The organism is Streptomyces sp. NPDC036815, assembly GCF_055609205.1.
On the sequence record NZ_JBVJPW010000012.1, the window covers coordinates 99404 to 118011 of the forward strand.

An 18608-nucleotide genomic window follows, 5' to 3' on the forward strand; every position below is an offset into this window, starting at 1 on the left:
CTCTCCACGGCCCCCTCCTGCATCCAAAGCGCTACCCCCGTAACGCAGCCATGAGTTGAAGGGACACTACAACCGTCGCTGCGAGCTGTACATGTGACGCCCGTCACAAAGCCTTGCGGTGCAGGCAGGGCTTGGATTTCCGTACTGACCGGGATCGTAACCCACAGGGCGGGGCGTCCCGCTCAAAGCTGTCGCGGAGGGCGCATCGGGCGGGCGGGGCAATGAATTTGACGACGGGTCGGCCGACGCGATGTGTGATTATGTGGACCGCCCGGCGAGTGCCGGGGTGGATCACGTGGCTTCGGGGGGCTTGGGTGTCTGGTCCGGTGGATGAGCAATGGCCCTTGACTGCTGCCCAATCAGGGGTGTGGTTCGCCGCCTCTCTCGGGCCCAACTCCTCGGTCTACAACGTCGGTGAGCGCGTCGAAATCCACGGGCCGATCGACCCGGACATTCTCGAAAAGGCATATAGGGCTGCCCTCGCGGAAGCGGAATCGCTGCGTCTTGTCATTGCGCAGGGTCCGGAAGGCCCGGTTCAGGCTCCCGACCGCACCGCTCAACTGGCGGTTCGACGGCTTGATTTCACCGGTCAGAAGGATCCGGACGCGGCGGCGGAAGCGTGGGTGACGGCGGACGTCGATACCGCGTTCGACCTCACACAAGGGCCGTTGTGCGCGCCCGCGCTGCTCACGGTGGGTCCGAACCTCCATATTCTGTACAGCCGTTACCACCACGTCGTCATGGACGCCTGGAGTTCCGCGCTGATCACTCGTCGCACCGCACAGCTCTATTCGGACATGATGGTGGGCCGCCCGGACAGCGGGACTCCGCTCCCTCCGTTCCGCGATCTGCTGGAACGTGAGGTGTCGTATCGGGGGTCGGAGGAGTACGAGGCCGACCGCCAGTACTGGCTCAAGCGCCTTGCGGACGCCCCCGACCCGGTACGACTCTCCAACCGCCCGCACCGCAGGCCCGAGAACATTCTCCGCAGGCGGACCACGCTCGGCGCGGGCCTTTCGAAGCAGTTGCGTTCCGCCGCCGCGGGGCTCGGTGTCAGCCTCTCGGTATGGGCGGTGGCGGCGACCGCCGCATACGTCAGCAAGGCCACCGGAGAGAGCACGATATCCGTCGGACTTCCGCTGTCCGGGCGCCTGGACGAGGTCGAGCGCAATACGCCGGGAATGACGGTCAACGTCGTTCCGCTGCACATCACCGTGCGTCCGGAACTGTCACTGAAGAAACTGGCCAGGAAAGTCTGGGCCCAGACGACTCGGGCTTCTCGACACAGCCGTTTCCGCATGGAAGATCTCCGTCGCGAACGCCTTCAGGCTGCCGGGGAAGGCCTTCCCTGCGGGCCCGTGGTCAATGTCATGGCATTCGACTACGACATACGCTTCGACGGTCATCCGGTAAAGGCGAGCAGCCTCTCGCAGCGCTACACCGAGGACTTCTCCTTCGCCTTCTACGAAGGGGAGCACGAGGGCCCGATCGAGGCCTACTTCGACGCGAACGACCGCATGTACAGCCGGGCGGAAATGGACGCCCACGTCGAGCGGTTCCTGCTCTTCCTGGAGCGCTTGGCGGCGGCATCCCCGGAGCAGCCGATCGGGTCGGTCGGCCTGCTCGGCGCCGACGAGCGTGAGCGCGTGCTGGACGTGTGGGGCAGCGGTCCGGCGGTGGAGGTGCCGGAGGGGACCGCGCCGGCCCTGTTCGAGACGTGGGCCGCTCAGGCTCCGGACGCCGCGGCCCTCGTGGCGGCGGACGGCAGCACCGTGTACACGTACGGGGAGTTGAACGCGCGCGCGAACCAGGTCGCGCGGCTGCTGGTGGAACAAGGCGTCGGACCCGAGCAGCTGGTGGCGCTCGCGCTGCCGCGGTCGCCGGAGATGATCGTGGCCGTGTGGGCCGTGCTCAAGGCGGGCGCGGCCTACTTGCCGGTGGACGTGGAGTATCCGGTGGAGCGCGTCCGCTTCATGGTGGAGGACTCCCGCCCGAGCGTGATGCTGGTGGACTCCGCCACCACGCTCGCCGGGCTTTCCGGGGAGTGCGCCGTCGTCTCCCTGAGCGACCCGGCGGTCGAGGACCGCCTCGCGCGCTTGGCGACGGCGGATCTGACGGACGCGGATCGACTGGGCCCGTCGGTGCCGCAACATCCCGCGTACGTCATCTACACGTCGGGCTCGACCGGCACTCCCAAGGGTGTGGTGGCGCACCACGCGGGCGTGGTGAATCTCGCTCTCGCCCTGCGGGGGCACTACGAGATCGGCCCGGGGACGCGTGTGCTGCAGTTCGCGTCGCCGAGCTTCGACGCCGCCACATCGGAGATCTTCCGCACCCTTCTGCAGGGCGGCGCGCTCGTCCTGGCCTCCGCGGAAGAGCTGGCCCCCGGTGACGCCCTGACGCGTGTCCTGGTGGACGCCGGGGTGACCCACTGCACCCTTCCGCCGTCGGCGCTGAGTGTGATGGACACGGCGAGTGTTCCGGCGGCGATGACGCTGATCGTGGCGGGGGAGGCCTGTGACCCCGACACGGTCGGGCGCTGGTCGGCCGGGCGGCGGATGTTCAATGCGTACGGGCCGTCGGAGGCGACGGTGTGCGCGACCGTCAGCGATGCCTTGTCGGGGGTGGCGGTGCCGCCGATCGGCCGCCCGATCGGCAACGTGCACACGTATGTACTGGACGGTGGGCTGTCGCCGGTACCGCCGGGCGTGCCCGGTGAGCTGTACGTGGCGGGCGCCGGTGTCACACGGGGCTACCTGAACCGGCCGGGACTGACCGCCGTACGGTTCGTCGCCGACCCGTACGGGCCGCCCGGCTCACGTATGTACCGCACGGGCGACCTGACGTCCTGGAACGACGACGGCACCCTGCGCTTCCTGGGCCGCGTCGACGACCAGGTCAAGCTGCGCGGCTTCCGCATCGAACTCGGCGAGATCGAGGCGGCATTGGCGGCCTGTCCCGGTGTCCGGGCCGCCGCCGCCGTCATCCGGGAGGACCGGCCCGGCGACCGGCGCCTGGTCGGCTACGTCGTGGCCGACGGCGGCATCGACGTCGGCCGGGTGAAGAAGGCCGTCGCCGCGCGACTGCCCGACCACATGGTCCCCGCGGCCGTCGTCACCCTCGACGACATCCCCCTCACCCCGAACAGGAAGCTGGACCGCAAGGCGCTGCCCGCGCCCGACTACAGCGGTACGGCGGCGGGCCTGTCCCGGGCCCCGCGCGACGCACGCGAGGAGATCCTGGCCGCGCTCTTCGCGGACGTCCTCGGCGTCGACCGGATCGGTGTGGAGGAGAGCTTCTTCGACCTGGGCGGGCATTCCCTGCTCGTCATGCGCCTCATCGGCCGCGTACGGGCCGTGCTCGGGGTGGACCTGGTCATCCGCGACCTTTTCGCGGCTCCGACCGTCGCCGCGCTGGCGCGTCTGGTGGACGCGACGAGGAACCCGGTCGACCGTCCGGCCCTGACGTCCGTCCCCCGTCCGGCCCCCATGCCGTTGTCGTTCGCACAGCGCCGGCTGTGGTTCCTGAACCGGCTTGAGGGGCCCAGCGCGACGTACAACGTGCCGGTGGTGCTGCGGCTGTCCGGCGCCCTGGACGTCGATGCCCTGCGCACCGCGCTGGGTGACGTGGTCGCGCGCCACGAGGCGCTGCGCACGGTCTTCCCCGAGACGGACGGGCAGCCGTACCAGGACATCCGCCCGGCCGCCGAGGCGCGGCCGGAGGTGGCGGCCGAAACGCTGACCGAGGCGGACCTGACCGCCGCCGTGGACCGCGCGGTCAGCCATCCCTTCGACCTCGCGTCCGAACTCCCTCTGCGCGCAGCCTTGTTCACGATCATCGACGCCGTCGACAAACACGTGCTTGTTCTGACGCTCCATCACATCGCCGGAGACGGCCTGTCGATGGGCCCCTTGGCCCGTGATCTGAGTGCGGCCTATGCCGCGCGGTGCGCGGGGCGGCCCCCGGCGTGGGCGCCGTTGCCGGTCCAGTACGCCGACTACACCCTGTGGCAGCACAAGCTGCTCGGCGACGCGAACGAGCCGGACAGCGTGCTGAGCACCCAGCTCGGCTACTGGAAGCAGGCTCTGGCCGGACTGCCGGATCGACTTGAGCTGCCGACCGATCACCCCTATCCGGAACAGGCCGGATACGAGGGCGCGTCGGTGCCGCTGCGGGTGGACGCCGACGTGCACCGGGCGCTGGCCGGGCTCGCGCGGTCGCGGCAGACGACGGTGTTCATGGTGTTGCAGTCCGCCCTCGCCGTGCTGCTGCACCGCCTCGGCGCGGGCACGGACATCCCCCTGGGCACCCCGGTCGCGGGCCGCGGCGAGGAGGAACTCGACGATCTCGTCGGCTTCTTCGTCAACACCCTCGTGCTGCGCACCGACCTGTCCGGCGACCCCACCTTCGCCGAACTCCTCGACCGGGTCTGCGCGACGAACCTGAGCGCCTACTCCCACCAGGACATCCCCTTCGAGGGCCTGGTCGAGGCACTCAACCCGACGCGCTCCCTGGCCCATCACCCCCTCTTCCAGGTGATGCTGGCCTTCAACAACACTCCGCGTGCCACACCGGACTTCGCCGGGGTCACGGCCACGCTCCGGACCGTCCGCGTCGAATCCGCCCGGATGGACCTCTCCGTCAACCTCGCCGAACAGCGCGACGCCGACGGCGGCCCCGCCGGGATCGACGGTGTGATCTCGTACCGTACCGACCTGTTCGACCACGGCACGGTCGCCACCATGGCCGAGCGGCTCGTCCGCGTGCTCAAGAGCGTCGCCGTCGACGCCGAGCGGCGCGTGGGTGCGATCGAGCTGCTCGCCGAGGACGAGCGGCACCTGATCCTGGAGGAGCGGAACGACACCGCAAGGCCGGTGCCCCGCGCCGCGGTCCCCGAACTGTTCCAGGCGCGGGCCGAGGCCACGCCCGACGCCCTCGCGCTGATCGCCGACGGCGGCCACGGTGAGCACCTCACGTACGAGGACCTCAACACCCGTGCCAACCGCCTGGCACACCTCCTGATCGCGCAGGGTGTGGGCCCCGAACACATCGTCGCCCTCGCGCTGCCCCGCTCACCGGAGCTGATCACCGCCCTGCTCGCGGTGCTCAAGACGGGCGCGGCCTACCTGCCCGTCGACACGGCCTACCCCGTCGACCGCATCCGCTTCATGCTGGAGGACGCCCGCCCGACCCTCGTCCTGACCCACGCCACCACCGGCGCGCCGTGGACCGAGGACACCCCCACCGTCTTTCTTGACGACCCCGCTCTCCAGGCCGGACTGACGGCACGTCAGGGCTGCGACCCGACCGACACCGACCGTCTGACGCCACTGGATCCCGACCACCCCGCGTACGTCATCTACACGTCGGGCTCGACCGGAACCCCCAAGGGTGTGGTGGCCCACCACACGAGCCTGGTGAATCTCGCCCTCGCGCAGAGCGAACGGTGGGGGATCGACGCGGGCAGCCGTGTGCTGCAGTTCGCGTCGCCGAGCTTCGACGCCGCCGCGTCGGAGGTCTTCACCGCCCTGCTGACGGGCGGCACGCTCGTACTGGCCGACGCGGACCGGCTCATGCCGGGGGAGGCGCTGACGCGTGTCCTGGTGGACGCCGGGGTGACCCACTGCACCCTTCCGCCGTCGGCGCTGAGTGTGATGGACACGGCGAGTGTTCCGGCGGCGATGACGCTGATCGTGGCGGGCGAGGCCTGTGACCCCGACACGGTCGGGCGCTGGTCGGTGGGGCGGCGGATGTTCAACGCGTACGGGCCGTCGGAGGCCACGGTGTGCGCGACCGTGAGTGAGCCGCTGTCGGGGGCGGTGGTGCCGCCGATCGGTCGGCCGATCGCGAATGTGCGGACGTATGTGCTGGATGAGGGGTTGTCTCCGGTGCCGCCGGGGGTGCCGGGTGAGTTGTACGTGGCGGGGGCGGGTGTCGCTCGTGGGTATCTGAACCGTCCGGGGCTGACGGCGGGGCGGTTCGTGGCCGATCCGTACGGGGCTGCGGGGTCGCGTATGTATCGCACCGGGGATGTGGTGCGGTGGAACGGGGACGGCACGTTGCAGTTCCTGGGCCGTGCCGATGACCAGGTGAAGTTGCGCGGGTTCCGTATCGAACTGGGCGAGGTCGAGGCGGCGTTGACCGCGTGCCCGGGTGTGGCGAGTGCGGCTGCTCTGCTGCGGGAGGACCGGCCCGGGGACCGGCGCCTGGTCGGGTACGTGGTGGCCGACGGCGCCGTCGAGGTCGACGTCGAGCAGGTCAAGAAGGCCGTCGGGGCCCGCCTGCCCGAGTACATGGTCCCCGCGGCCGTCGTCACCCTCGACGCGCTCCCGCTCATGCCGAACGGCAAGCTGGACCGCAAGGCTCTGCCCGCGCCCGACTACGCCCCGGCCACCCGCACCCGCGCCCCGAGCACCCCGCGGGAGAAGACGCTCACCGGCCTCTTCGCGGACGTCCTCGGCCTCGACGCCGACCGCGTCGGCGTCGACGACGGGTTCTTCGCCCTCGGCGGCGACAGCATCAGCTCCATCGTGCTCGTCAGCCGCGCCCGCGAACGCGGCCTCGACCTGTCACCCCGTGACATCTTCCGGCACCACACGGCGCGGCAACTCGCCCATACCGCAAGCCTGTTGACGAGCGGCGCCACCGCGTCGGAGGCGGACGACGGAACCGGCTCGATCCCGCTGACCCCCATCATGCGGTGGCTCGTCGAGCCCGAGCACACGTATCCCGAGCACACGTATGAGCAGTTCTTCCAGTCGCGGCTGGTCCAGGCCCCCGCAGGCGTCGGACGCGACCAGCTGGTGGAGATCCTGCAGTCCCTTCTCGACCGCCACGACGTACTGCGGGCCCGACTTTCGAGGGACGGCGACCAGGGTGACTGGGCCTTGCTGGTTCCTCCGGCGGGCAGCCCGCAGGCGCTCACCGCCGACGCGGCCCTGACGCGCGTGGACTGCGCCGGGGCGACCGCGGCCGAGCGGGAACGGCTGCTCACCGAACACGCCGCGCACGCGCAGCGGCGGCTGGCGCCGCGCGACGGAGTGATGCTCCAGGCCGTCTGGTTCGACCATGGGCCGAACGAGCCGGGACACCTGCTCCTGACGGCCCATCACCTGGCCGTGGACGGCGTCTCCTGGCGCATCCTCCTGCCCGACCTCGCCGCGGCGGGAGCGGCCGTACTAGACGGCCGCGCACCGGAGTTGGCGGCCGTGCCCACCTCCTTCAAGCGCTGGGCGGAGCAGCTCCAGGCGCTCGCGGGTGAGCCGCGCACCACCGACTCCCTGCGGTACTGGACCGATTCCCTGTCCGTCTCCGAACCGCCTCTCGGCAACAGGCGGGTGAGTGCGTCCGAGGACACGGCGGCGCGGCTCGACACGCTGCGTACGACGGTTCCGGCGGAGTTGACGGAGGCGCTGCTCACGCGGGTGCCCACTACGCTGCACGCCGGCGTCGAGGACGTACTCGTGACGGCGTTCCTGCTCGCGGTGACCCAGTGGCGGAACGCGCGCGGCGTACCGGGTGCTTCTCCTCTACCAGGCGCTTCTCCCCAACCAGGCACCGCTCTCGCGCCGGGGGCCTCCAGCGCGACGTCCCTCCTGGTCGATGTCGAGGGCCACGGGCGGGAGGACCTGTTCCCGGGCGCCGACACCTCACGCACGGTGGGCTGGTTCACGGCCATGGCCCCGGTGCGGCTCGATCCCGGCAGGGTGGCCTGGGGCGAGGTACGGCGCGGCGGGCCCGCCGCCGGGCGGGTTCTGCAGCGGGTCAAGGAGCAGCTGCGTGCCGCGTCGGAGCAGCGGATCGCCTACGGCCTGCTGCGCCATCTCAACCCGGAGACCGCACCCGTACTCTCCGCGCTTCCCGAAGCGCAGGTGGCGTTCAACTACTTCGGTCGGGTCGGCCCGGGCCGTTCCCACCCCGAGGGCGACTGGCAGCAGGTGGCCGGCCGTACGCCCACCGGTGGCCTCGACCCCCGGATGCGCCTGACGCACGCGCTGATGGTGAACGCGGCGACGACGGAGGGCCCGTCCGGCCCGGAGCTGTCCGCGACGTGGTCGTGGCCGCGTGAGGTGCTGACACCCGGCGATGTGAAGCAGCTCAGCGAGGGCTGGGTCGCCCACCTCAAGGCGCTGGCCGCGCACGCCGACGGCCCCGACGCGGTCGGCAGGACGCCCTCGGACCTCTCCCTCGTCAACCTCAGCCAGAGCCAGATCGACCGACTTGAGAAGAAGTGGCGTGGGAGGCGGTGACGCCCTCGCGCGCCATCGCCACCGCCCTGTTGTGATCGTGTGAGTTGGAGTGTGATGTTGCAGTGACCGCCGTCTACGAGGACGCAGCCGTCCGATCCCGTGTTCTCGACTTCCTGTCGCGGTACGTGGACGACCCCACCGAGCTGGAAGGCATCCAGCTGATCACCGGCGGCGTGCTCAGCTCGCTGGCGACCGTGGCGCTCGTCGCCCACCTCGAGAAGGAGTTCGGCGTCGGCATCGACGACGACGACCTGGAGATCGAGAACTTCGACACCCTGGACAGCATCGTGCGGTTCGTGCAGGAGAAGCAGGCATGAGCCAGCCGCCACCGGCCGCGGCCGAGCTGGGGCGACTGCTGCTGCCGTTGGCCGACGAGATCGAGGCGGCGAAGGCGGTGCCCGCGCACGTCGTCGCGGAGCTCGTCCGGTCCGGCGCACTGGGCGCGATGGTGCCCGCGGAGTACGGGGGGCGGCCACTGGGCCACCGGGGGTACGGCGAGCTGAGCCGGGCGGTGGCCCGCACCTCGGCGTCGCTGCAGAGCCTGCTGACCGTACACGGCATGGTGTGCGCGAGCCTGAGCCGTTGGGCGTCCGAGGCCACCCGGCAGCGGTTGCTGCCGCGCCTCGCCTCCGGTGAACTCATCGGGGCGTTCGGCCTCACCGAGGACGGCGCGGGCAGCGACGCCCAGGCCGTCGGGACGACGGCGACGCCGGAAGAGGCTCCGGAGGGCGGCGGCCCGGCGGGCGCGGACGCGGGCACCGTGTGGCGCCTGGACGGCACGAAGCGCTGGCTGTCCTTCGGGCAGCTCGCCGACTGTTTCCTGGTCATCGCCAAGCACGGCGAGCGCAGCGTGGCCTTCCTCGTCCAGCGGGACGACCCGGGCGTCACGGTGGTCCCCAGCCGCCCCACCAGTGGCTTCCGCAGCGCCATGCTGGCCGACCTGCACCTGGCGGGCTGCCGAGTCCCCGCAGAGCGCATGGTGGGCCGTCCCGGCTTCGGCGTCTCACAAGTCGCGGGCAGCGCACTGACGTTGGGGCGCCTCTGTGTCGCGTACGGCTCGCTCGGGATCGCCGAGGCGTGCTGCGACGCGATCCTCGGCCACACCAGCAGCCGTAAGCAGTTCGGCGGGCGGTTGATCGACCTCCAGCTCGTCCGCGGTCTGATCAGCGACGCCGTCCTCGACACCGAGGCGGCGCGGCTGCTGTGCGAGCAGGCGGCGCGGGCCATGGACACCCAGGACGACTGGCTGAACCACCATGTGCTCACCGCCAAGCTGGCCGCCTCCCGCGCGGCGGACAGGGCGTCGGCCGCCGCGGCCCAACTGCACGGCGCGGCGGGCCTGGTGGAGGGGAGCCCGGTGGACCGCTGGGTGCGGGACGCACGGGTCATGCAGATCATCGAGGGAAGCACGCAACTGCTGCAGGACCTGCTGGCCGAGGAGAGCCTCCAGCGGTTCCGCGTCCGCAGGCGCCACCCGCAATATCCGTTCGAAGCAGGAGCCGACTGTGCCGAGTGAGCTGGTCAAGTGTGTCGTCTGGGACCTGGATGACACCGTGTGGGAGGGCGTGCTGTCCGAGGGCTCGGGGGTGAAGCTGCGCCCCGGTGTCCGTGAGCTGATCGACACGCTCGACCAGCGCGGCATCCTGCAGTCGGTCGCCAGCAAGAACGACGAGAAGGCCGCCCTCGCCGAACTCGAACGACTGGGTATCCGCCACTACTTCCTCGTCCCGCACGTGTCGTGGCAGCCGAAGTCCAGCCTGGTCGAGAGCATCGCGAAGAGCCTCAACATCGGCCTCGACACGCTGATGTTCGTGGACGACTCCGCCTTCGAGCGGGCCGAGGTCGAGTTCGTGCACCCGCAGGTGCGGTGCGTGGACGCCGCCGAGACCGCGGACCTGCTCGGCCGCCCGGAGCTGACCCGGCCGGTGACCGAGGACGGGCGCGCCCGCCGCACGCTGTATCTGCAGGCGGAGGAGCGCAACGAATACGAGAAGTCGTTCGCCGGGCCGCAGGTGGAGTTCCTCAGGTCGCTGCGGATGCGCCTCACGGTCGCGGTGGCCACCCCCGAGGACCTGGAACGCGCCGCGGAACTCACCGAGCGCACGCACCAGCTCAACACCACCGGTCTGACCTTCTCCAAGGCGGAACTGCGCGAACTGATGGACCGGCCCGACCAGACGCTCCTGGTCGCCCGACTGACGGACCGCTTCGGGACGTACGGCACCATCGGCCTCACCCTGGTCGGCAAGACGGCGGAGGAGTGGCGGATCCGGCTGTTCCTGATGTCCTGCCGGGTGATGGGCCGCAACGTCGGGGGCGCCATTCTGCGCTACCTGGCGCAGTCGGCCGAGGCCGAACAGGTGCGCCTGACGGCGGACTTCAAGCCCACCGACGTCAACAAGTCGATGTACACGGTCTACCGCCTGGCGGGCTTCAAGAAGACCTCCGTCGACGGTCCCGCAACAGTGCTGGAAATGGCGTCCGGCCTGCCGCACACCTATCCCGACTACCTGGCCCTGTCGCTGCCCGGCGCATCGGACGAGAGCTGAGGAGCCCGCCATGACCCTGCTGATCACGTGGCCTGATTCCGGTCCCGCCGACCCCGTACGCCACACGGCCGATCCCACTGAGATCGCTGCTGCGCTGGCGCCCGCGGGGGTGCGCTACGAACAGTGGCCGCTGCGCGACGGCCTGCCCGAAGACCCGGACCCCGCAGCCGTGTTGAGCGCGTACCGGGACGCCGTGGATGGCCTGGCCGCCGCCGAAGGCTTCGCCACCATCGACGTCGTGGGCCTGCGGCCGCGGAAGGACCTCGGCTGGCGGCTGACCGCCAAGGCCGAGCGCAAGAAGTTCCTCAGCGAGCACACGCACGATGACGACGACGAGGTGCGGTTCTTCGTCGCGGGGGCCGGGGCCTTCTATCTGCACGTCGGCAGTGAAGTGCATGCCGTGCTGTGCGAGGCCGGGGACCTGCTGGGGGTGCCGCGTGGGACGAAGCACTGGTTCGACATGGGGGCAGCGCCCTCGTTCACCGTCATCCGCTTCTTCCACGACGAAAGCGGCTGGATCGGCAATTTCACCGGCAGCGACATCGCTCTGAAGTTCCCCGATTTCGACGGGCTCATGGCGGCACGCACGGCCGCCTGATGCACAGAACCGGACACGGAACTGGGGGGCCGGTGCGCAGGCCACCCTTCTTCACCGAGCGTCCCATGCACCGAACCGGGCGGAGCGACAGCCGATTTCGACCCTGTTGAAAGTTGTTGTATACCTCGTCGAGAACTGTGGAGAAGCGGGAAGCCGTCGCCACCGTGACGTTAAGTGGGCGAGGACACGCCACGACGAGCAGGCCGACCTGTGCTCAGCGGTGGTATCCGCACGCTCTTTACGTCACCCAACGTCACCCGGCGCGGCGCCCATCAGGCTGGCCGAAAACCGAGGCGGGATCCGGGCCCGACGGCCGCCGTCCACCGCGGTCGCCGGTCGAACGGCCATGGCTCGATAGTGGACTTGACCTTGGCGAAACGTGACAGCGAGCCTGTTCGAGGGCCGAATCCCCAGAAACGCACTCCAGTTTCACGTACCACTCGCGTATGGAGGTTCCATGGACATCCAGCTGAGCACCGAGGTCGACAGCGATCTCGGTGAACTAGAGGTACTCGAGATGGATGAGCTGCAGGTCAGCGGTTCTTCCACGGCCTACAACTACATCGCCAGGAACGCGGACCGTTCCTCGGACGCACCGGCGGGCTGACCGGCCCGACCGCATCGCTCGACGAGCCACCGCGGTCTCGCGCCGGGCACCTGGTGCCCGACGGTCGCGAGACCGCGGTGCCGGCCGACAGCGATTTCCAGCTTCCAGCATTTCGCGCACCCGGCCGGCTCCACCGTCCGGACCAGGACGGGGATGGCATGGATCTCTTGCTGCTCTTTCCGCCACTGACGGAGGCGACTCTCTTTCCGTATCTGAGTCTGCCCTATCTCGCCGGGCACGTCCGCCGGTCCGGCTACAGCGCGCATCAGGTCGACCTGAGCATCGAACTGGTCCATCGGCTTCTGGACGGCCCCGCGCTCACGCGGCGGGCCCACTCCCTCGTCGAGGCGCAGGACTTGCCCACCTGGTACCGAGCCGCGGTGGCGGACGTTGCCGTGCAGCATCTCGACGAGATACGTGACTTCGTCCTGACGAAGAATCCGGCGCCCCGCCTCGGTCCCGTACGCGCGGTCCGACTGGCCCGCCAGGCCGCCCAACTGATGCTGCGTGAATCGGAATTGGCACACGTGTGGGAGGACTTCGCATCGCTCGACCGAGCGGTACTCCGGCTGTCCGCGACGCAGGTCGATTCGCTCGACTTCGCGACCCGGAATCTGCACGGTCTGCTGACGGAGGCCCTCGACGAGTCCGTGCCGCGTGCGGTCGGGATATCCGTTCCCTTCTTCAGTCAGTTGGCTCCGGCCCTCCTGCTGGCCCGGTGGATCCGGCTGCGCCATCCGGACATGCCGATTTGCCTCGGCGGTCAGCAAGTCATGCTGCGTCACGGCGAGTTGGCGGCGCTCACGTCGGTCCGTACGACGGTGGACGCGCTCTGCGTCACGGCGGGTGAAGAGCCCTTGGAGCGCTGGCTGGCCCATCTCGCCGCGAAGGCGCCGCGCTCCGACGTGCCGGGAATGAGGTGGCTGAACCCCGAAGGCGCGACAGCCCCCAGCCGACAGCCCACTCTCCGCTTCGCGGACACGGGAGCGCCCGACTACGGCGGTTTGAAGGTGCGTTCCTATCTCAATGACACCGTCGTCCTCTCCATGGTGTCGTGCGTGGGCTGCTACTGGGCACGCTGCGTCTTCTGTTCCTACGGGAACCGGTCTCTCGCACGCGGGGCCTACCAACAGGGCTCGCCGAGACAACTCGCCGACGTGGTGCGCCGGATCGTGGAGAGCACCGGAATCAACTTCGTCACCGTGGTCGACGAGAACACCAACCTGCGCCTGCTCGCCCGCACCATGCGACTCGTGCGCGAGAGCGGTCTCGACGTCCGCTTCAACACCCGCAACCGACTGGAACCGATCCTCCTCGACCCCGCCTTCTGCGAGGAACTGGCCGAACTCGGCTGCGAGGGAATGGCCGTCGGGTACGAGGGCGTCACCCAGCGCCTGCTCGACCGACTGGACAAGGGTGTCCGTGCGGCGGACTTCCAAGTCATCCTCGACAACCTCGCGGCGGCGGACATCAAGGTCAACCTGTCGGTCATGGGCGGCCTCCTGGACGAGACCGACGAGGAGGCCGGGGAATCACTCCGCTTCCTCGAACGCAACCGCGAGAAGTTCGCCATAGACGCTTTCGAACTCATGGTGGCCGAGCCGGGAACCCGCCTGGTGTCCGACCCGCAGAGCTTCGGCGTGGCCCTCGACAGCTCCGACGCGTTCGCCGACAACCGCGAACTCAACTACCTGGGCGGCAGGGTGGGCAGACGGCACACCGTCGTCGGCGGACCCGGGCGTCCCGACATGCTGAAGCGGCTGAAGTACGGCATGCGCCGCATCGCCGCGGCCGGTCCCGCCGTCCCGACCGAGGCCGCCGCGTCATCCCCGGCGGAGCGCATCGTGCTGCGCCCGCATCCATGGCTCCGCTGCGCCCCGGCACGGTTCGCCCCGCGCGGTCCGGGCGGCGGGTCCTTCCTGCTGGCCGACCCGGTACGGGAACAGGTGTACTCACTGCCGACGAACCATGTGACCCGAAGCGCCGAGCCGGGTGGGCCGTTGGCCGCGACCAGTGCCCACGGCCGGACCCTGCTCGGCAAACTCGCCGCCGCGGATGCCGGTGTCGTCTGCGACGAACCGCTCCCGGCAAGCCGTCCGTCACGCTGAAGGAGTCACACGGTGCACATCACCCTGGTCAATATGCCCTGGGCCTCGATCGACTTCCCGTCCCTGGCCCTGGGAATCCTCAAGCGTCGCGTCACGGACGAGTTCCCGGACAGCCGCGTCGACGTCGTGAACGCCAACCTGGACTACCTCGACTGGATCACCGCACGGGCGGGCCTGACGCGCGACGAGTACAACTTCTGCTGGGACTCCTACTTCACCGGCTACAGCGAGTGGATCTTCTCCTCCGCCCTGTACGGCGATCCGCACTGGCGCACCTCCGCGTTCGCGGACCTGGTCGCGGATTCCGTGCCGGGGGACATGCTCAACAAGGGGCGGCAACTGCACGCGCTCGCCCCCGAGTACATCGAATCCCTCGTCCGCCGCCTACTCGCCGACCGGCCCGACGTGGTCGGCTTTTCGACGACCTTCGCACAGAACAGCGCCGTGCTCGCCGCGGCCAGGCTCATCAAGAAGATGGCACCCGAAGTGTGTGTGGTGCTGGGCGGCGGAAACTGCGACGGCCCGATGGGGGCCGCGCTCCACCGGAACTTCCCGTTCGTCGACTACGTCAATCGCGGTGAGGGCGAGGTGTCGTTCACACGACTTCTAGCCTGCCTTCGCGACGCGTCGAGCCCCGCGGACGTCCCCGGACTCTGCTGGCGCGACGCGGACGGGACTTCGCATGCCAATGCCATGAGCGCGGCCCCGCTGCCGGCGTCGGCCCTGGTGACACCGGACTACACGGACTACTTCGAGCAGCACGCCGCCTCCCGCGCCGGAGCCATGGCCGAGCCCCACCTCGTGGCGGAGAGCTCGCGCGGCTGCTGGTGGGGCCAGAAGCACCACTGCACCTTCTGCGGGCTCAACGGTTCCTTCATGGAGTTCCGCAGCAAGAGCCCGGACCGGTTCGTCGAGGAACTCCTCGCGATGACGGAGCGCTACCAGGTCCTCAATGTCGCCGTGGCCGACAACATCCTCGACATGAACTACCTGCGGTCGATGGTCCCGAGGCTCGCGGAGGCCGCATGCGACCTGCGCATCAGCTATGAGATCAAGTCCAACATGCGACGCGAACAACTCGCCTCCCTCGTCGCCGCCGGCATCCACTACGTACAGCCGGGAATCGAAAGCCTCAACGGTCGTGTGCTGAAACTGATGGACAAAGGCGTGACCGGCTGCCAGAACGTGCGCATGCTGCGCGACGCGGAGTCGGTGAGTCTCGGTGTCGTATGGAACTACCTCTTCGGTTTCCCGGCCGAGACCGAAGACGACTACGAATCGGTGATCGACCAGTTCCCGGCCATCCACCACCTCGCTCCGCCGAACGGCGTCACCCGCATAGCCATCGAACGCTTCAGCCCCTATTTCAACCGCCCGGAACTCGGATTCGGCGACCTGCGGCCCGCCGCACACTACGCGGTGATCTACGACCTCCCGGAGTCCGAACTCCGCGACATGGCCTACGTCTTCGACGCGGCGCACCAGGGAATTTCCCGTACGCAGGCGGAGCGGCTGGACAAGGCCGTCGAGACCTGGCGTCACGAGTTCCCGCGAGGGCGGCTGACCCAGTGCGACCTGACGGACTCCATCGTCCTCACCAACACCCGCCCCGGCTTCGACTGGCGGACCCTGAGCATCGATGCCCCGTGGGAGACGGCCGCCTTCCGTCTCCTGGAACAGCCGTGCACGGCCGCCGTACTGCTGACCAAGCTCCGGGCGGGCGGCCACGACGTGACCGCCGAGGACGTATCGGCCCTGCTCTCCCGCTGGCGCACGCTCGGGCTGCTCTTCGAGGACGGCGGCCAGAGCGTGCACGTCGTCCCGTACGCCGCCAACCAGGACCTCATGCGCTGGGTCACCCACGACGCCAGTCCGGCGCTGGTGCCCGCCCTGCTCGACGGGTCGACGGGCCGAGCGCCGCGAGAGAGCGCGTCGACGGCGCTGCGATGCTGGCGGGAGCGCGACGAAGAGACGCGCGCGAAGGACGGCGTATACATCGGTGAGGTCCAGCACGAGGACACCGCGGTACGAACCGTCTCGGACCTGATCGCGGGAGGCACCCGGCACGTGGCCCTCCCCGGCCCCGTGATCCTCGGCGACGACGACCTCGGCGGCGACCGGCGGGCGGTCCGAGGCCTCACACATGTGCGGGAGGCGACGGGCCACGGCCTCTCCGTCGACTGGGACCTGGACCTCGGCGCCGAGATCGCGCACTGGCGGCTGTTCAGCCACCTGTATCCTCCGCGCTCGCTGGCCGGCCCCGACGGCGAGGCGGTCCTCGACCTGTGGCGCGCCACGTTCCACATGAACAAGTGCGGGTACCGGCGCGGCACGGGCTTCGTCGAGGTCACCGACTTGCGCCACGGGAAGCAGCGGCGCGTCATCATGCGCAAGGTGCACAGGGGAAAGCTGGCGTCCCTCCTGGACGGCGCCCCCGCCGCGGACTTCCGGCAACGGGAAACAGACGCGTTCACGAAGTCGGGCCTGGTCCACCGGGTCGGCTCGCTCCTGTGGTGGCTGCCCTCCCGCATCACTCGCTGGCCGGTCGTGGGATGACGGCGATGCGTTCCCTCAACGCCGCGGAGTGGGACCGTACGTATGACTCCACGACCCCCGGCTGGGACGAGGAGCCGCCACCCGTGCTCGGCGAACTCCTCGCCGAGCACGCCCCGCCCCCGGCCCCCGTCATGGATGTCGGCTGCGGACTCGGCACCACCGCCCGATGGCTCGCCGCCCGCGGTTACACCGTGACGGCCTGCGACTTCTCCGCCCGGGCGATCGAAGAGGCCCGGCGCCGCACACCGGCGGGTTCGCCCGTGCGGTACGAGGTCCTCGACGTCACCGTCCACGCGTCCCTGGACCCGTTCCCGGTGGTCCTGGACCGCGGTGTCCTGCACACCTACCCCACCGACCGCGAACGCCGGACGTTCGCCGAGTCGATGGCCCGGATATGCCTGCCCGGCGGACTGTGGATACACGTCGGGGCCGCCGCACTCGGCGAAGAGGACGCCCTGAACCAGTCCAACGGGCCGTCCTGGACCACGGAGGAGACCTTCCGAGCCGCCGTGCACACGTGGTTCACCGTGCTGGACCTCCGCATCGCCGATTTCGGCCGACGGCCGGGCGTCACGGACTGGGCGGCCCGGTATGCCGTGCTGCGCAGGAGGGGGTAGGGCACCCGGGGTCACCCCACGGCGGCACTCACCACGTCCTCGAGGAGGAGCGCCGCCAGCGCGGCGAACGTGATTCCCGCGGCCAGGTTCACCGTGACGGCCGTGCGGCGCCCCCGCACCAGCCCCTGGCCCAGCCGGCCGGCGAACAGCCCTATCGTGCTGTCCCAGGCGAGGCCCATCACCAGGAAGATGAGGCCCAGGGCGAGCAACTGCAGCCAGAGCGGGCCGTGTTCGGGGCTGGTGAAGCGTGGCAGGAAAGCGGCGAAGAACAGCACGATCTTCGGGTTGAGCAGGTTGGTGAGGACGGCCCGGCGCAGGACCTCGCGCTCGGGCGGCGTCTCGGGCGCCGTCGTCGGCGCTTCCCGGGCCGAACGGATCGTGGTCACCGCGAGCCAGCCGAGGTAGAGGCCGCCGATCAGTTCCACGAGGTTCAGCGCGGCGGGCGTCGAGCGCAGCAGGACCGCGAGACCGAGCGCGGCGGCCGTCACGTGCACGACCATGCCCAGGGCCATTCCCATGGCGGAGAGCAGACCGGCTCGCGGGCCGCGTTGCAGGGCCACGGCCACGATGTACGCGGCGTCGGGCCCCGGAGCCACGGTGATGATCGCGGCCGCTGCCAGGTAGGCCGGCAGAAGAGCGAGGTCCAGCATGCCAACCCCCTGCGTTCGGACGATGTAACGCGTAGAGCTGTTGCAGTACGTTACCCGTATGGCGGGGCCGCTGCAACGCAATGACGGCTACCAGCGCGTTACGCTGGGATGTATGGCAGTCACTCTCACCGCAGTCCCCGTCGAGACGGTGACGGAGCTCGTCAACGGCTGGGGGACGCTGCCGCGCCAGGAGGACGGCCGGGGGGACGCCCCTCACTGGCCGGTCGCCGACGTCGCGGCGCGCCTCGGCCTGCCTGGGCGCGTGAGCGCCGCGCTGACCCCGGAGGCCTTCGCCCGCGCGGCGGACCGCCTCCACGAGGTCTTCTCCGCCGGGGACGCCGGGGCGTGCGCGCGGGTCCTGACGCGCCTGTTGTCCGACAGCGGTGTCCGCCCCGTCGTGGCACGCGGGGCGGACACCGGCGTGCTGCGCGCCGCGTGGAGCGTCGACGACGTCGATCACGCCCTGCTCGCGGCGGCGGCGGTCACCCTGCGCCAGTACCTCGCCGACCACGGGTTCGCCCGGATCGGCATCTGCACCGGTGGCCGCTGCGCCGACGTCTACATCGACCAGTCACCCGGCGGCCGACGCCGCTTCTGCTCGGTGACCTGCCAGAACCGGGCTCGTGTGGCGGCCTTCCGGAGCCGCAGGGCGGCTGCCGCCGACTGAGCGGCCG

At 70.1% G+C, this 18608-nt stretch carries 11 protein-coding genes; 10 read left to right on the forward strand and 1 reads right to left on the reverse strand.

Annotated elements, in window-relative coordinates:
• Positions 1-260 precede the first annotated feature (260 nt).
• The 9 genes from ACZ69I_RS24130 to ACZ69I_RS24170 all read left to right on the forward strand — a co-directional run bounded on the left by ACZ69I_RS24130 (position 261) and on the right by ACZ69I_RS24170 (position 17284).
• Positions 261-8249 carry an amino acid adenylation domain-containing protein gene (locus ACZ69I_RS24130; RefSeq protein WP_470834493.1) on the forward strand — a complete coding sequence of 2663 codons (7989 nt, stop codon included), beginning with the start codon at positions 261-263 and terminating at the stop codon, positions 8247-8249.
• 62 nt (positions 8250-8311) lie between these two features.
• Positions 8312-8566, forward strand: a complete 255-nt coding sequence (locus ACZ69I_RS24135; RefSeq protein ID WP_467678349.1) for an acyl carrier protein — start codon at positions 8312-8314, stop codon at positions 8564-8566.
• The gene (locus tag ACZ69I_RS24140) at positions 8563-9765 is read left to right on the forward strand and encodes an acyl-CoA dehydrogenase family protein (RefSeq protein ID WP_470834494.1); all 1203 of its coding nucleotides are present in this window, start codon (positions 8563-8565) and stop codon (positions 9763-9765) included. The genes ACZ69I_RS24135 and ACZ69I_RS24140 overlap by 4 nt, the downstream gene beginning before the upstream one ends.
• Complete coding sequence (locus ACZ69I_RS24145) at positions 9755-10798, forward strand: HAD-IIIC family phosphatase (RefSeq protein WP_470834495.1); 1044 nt, start codon at positions 9755-9757, stop codon at positions 10796-10798. Before ACZ69I_RS24140 ends, ACZ69I_RS24145 begins: the two co-directional genes overlap by 11 nt.
• Before the next feature lie 10 nt (positions 10799-10808).
• Positions 10809-11396: a 1,2-dihydroxy-3-keto-5-methylthiopentene dioxygenase gene (locus ACZ69I_RS24150; protein WP_470834496.1), complete on the forward strand. Its 588-nt coding sequence runs from the start codon at positions 10809-10811 to the stop codon at positions 11394-11396.
• 457 nt (positions 11397-11853) lie between these two features.
• The gene (locus ACZ69I_RS24155; RefSeq protein ID WP_467678357.1) at positions 11854-12003 is read left to right on the forward strand and encodes a hypothetical protein; all 150 of its coding nucleotides are present in this window, start codon (positions 11854-11856) and stop codon (positions 12001-12003) included.
• Between the two features lie 158 nt (positions 12004-12161).
• On the forward strand, positions 12162-14111 hold the full coding sequence (locus tag ACZ69I_RS24160; protein ID WP_470834497.1) for a B12-binding domain-containing radical SAM protein: 1950 nt from the start codon (positions 12162-12164) through the stop codon (positions 14109-14111).
• A gap of 12 nt (positions 14112-14123) precedes the next feature.
• Complete coding sequence (locus ACZ69I_RS24165; protein WP_470834499.1) at positions 14124-16667, forward strand: RiPP maturation radical SAM C-methyltransferase; 2544 nt, start codon at positions 14124-14126, stop codon at positions 16665-16667.
• 5 nt (positions 16668-16672) lie between these two features.
• Positions 16673-17284, forward strand: a complete 612-nt coding sequence (locus tag ACZ69I_RS24170; protein WP_470834500.1) for a class I SAM-dependent methyltransferase — start codon at positions 16673-16675, stop codon at positions 17282-17284.
• 11 nt (positions 17285-17295) lie between these two features.
• On the opposite strand, the gene ACZ69I_RS24175 is transcribed toward ACZ69I_RS24170, so the two are convergent.
• Entirely contained in the window at positions 17296-17934 is a 639-nt protein-coding gene (locus tag ACZ69I_RS24175) for a LysE family translocator (protein WP_467678365.1), read from the reverse strand.
• 112 nt (positions 17935-18046) lie between these two features.
• On the opposite strand from ACZ69I_RS24175, the gene ACZ69I_RS24180 reads away from it, so the two are divergent.
• On the forward strand, positions 18047-18601 hold the full coding sequence (locus tag ACZ69I_RS24180; protein WP_470834502.1) for a CGNR zinc finger domain-containing protein: 555 nt from the start codon (positions 18047-18049) through the stop codon (positions 18599-18601).
• Positions 18602-18608: the final 7 nt, after the last annotated feature.

What these genes read in the sequence shown, in the direction of transcription:
- ACZ69I_RS24130 (WP_470834493.1), top strand. Translation starts at nt 261, where the DNA reads ATGTGGACCGCCCGGCGAGTGCCGGGGTGGATCACGTGGCTTCGGGGG.
- ACZ69I_RS24140 (WP_470834494.1), top strand. Translation starts at nt 8,563, where the DNA reads ATGAGCCAGCCGCCACCGGCCGCGGCCGAGCTGGGGCGACTGCTGCTG.
- ACZ69I_RS24150 (WP_470834496.1), top strand. Translation starts at nt 10,809, where the DNA reads ATGACCCTGCTGATCACGTGGCCTGATTCCGGTCCCGCCGACCCCGTA.
- ACZ69I_RS24155 (WP_467678357.1), top strand. Translation starts at nt 11,854, where the DNA reads ATGGACATCCAGCTGAGCACCGAGGTCGACAGCGATCTCGGTGAACTA.
- ACZ69I_RS24160 (WP_470834497.1), top strand. Translation starts at nt 12,162, where the DNA reads ATGGATCTCTTGCTGCTCTTTCCGCCACTGACGGAGGCGACTCTCTTT.
- ACZ69I_RS24170 (WP_470834500.1), top strand. Translation starts at nt 16,673, where the DNA reads ATGCGTTCCCTCAACGCCGCGGAGTGGGACCGTACGTATGACTCCACG.
- ACZ69I_RS24175 (WP_467678365.1), bottom strand. Translation starts at nt 17,934, where the DNA reads ATGCTGGACCTCGCTCTTCTGCCGGCCTACCTGGCAGCGGCCGCGATC.
- ACZ69I_RS24180 (WP_470834502.1), top strand. Translation starts at nt 18,047, where the DNA reads ATGGCAGTCACTCTCACCGCAGTCCCCGTCGAGACGGTGACGGAGCTC.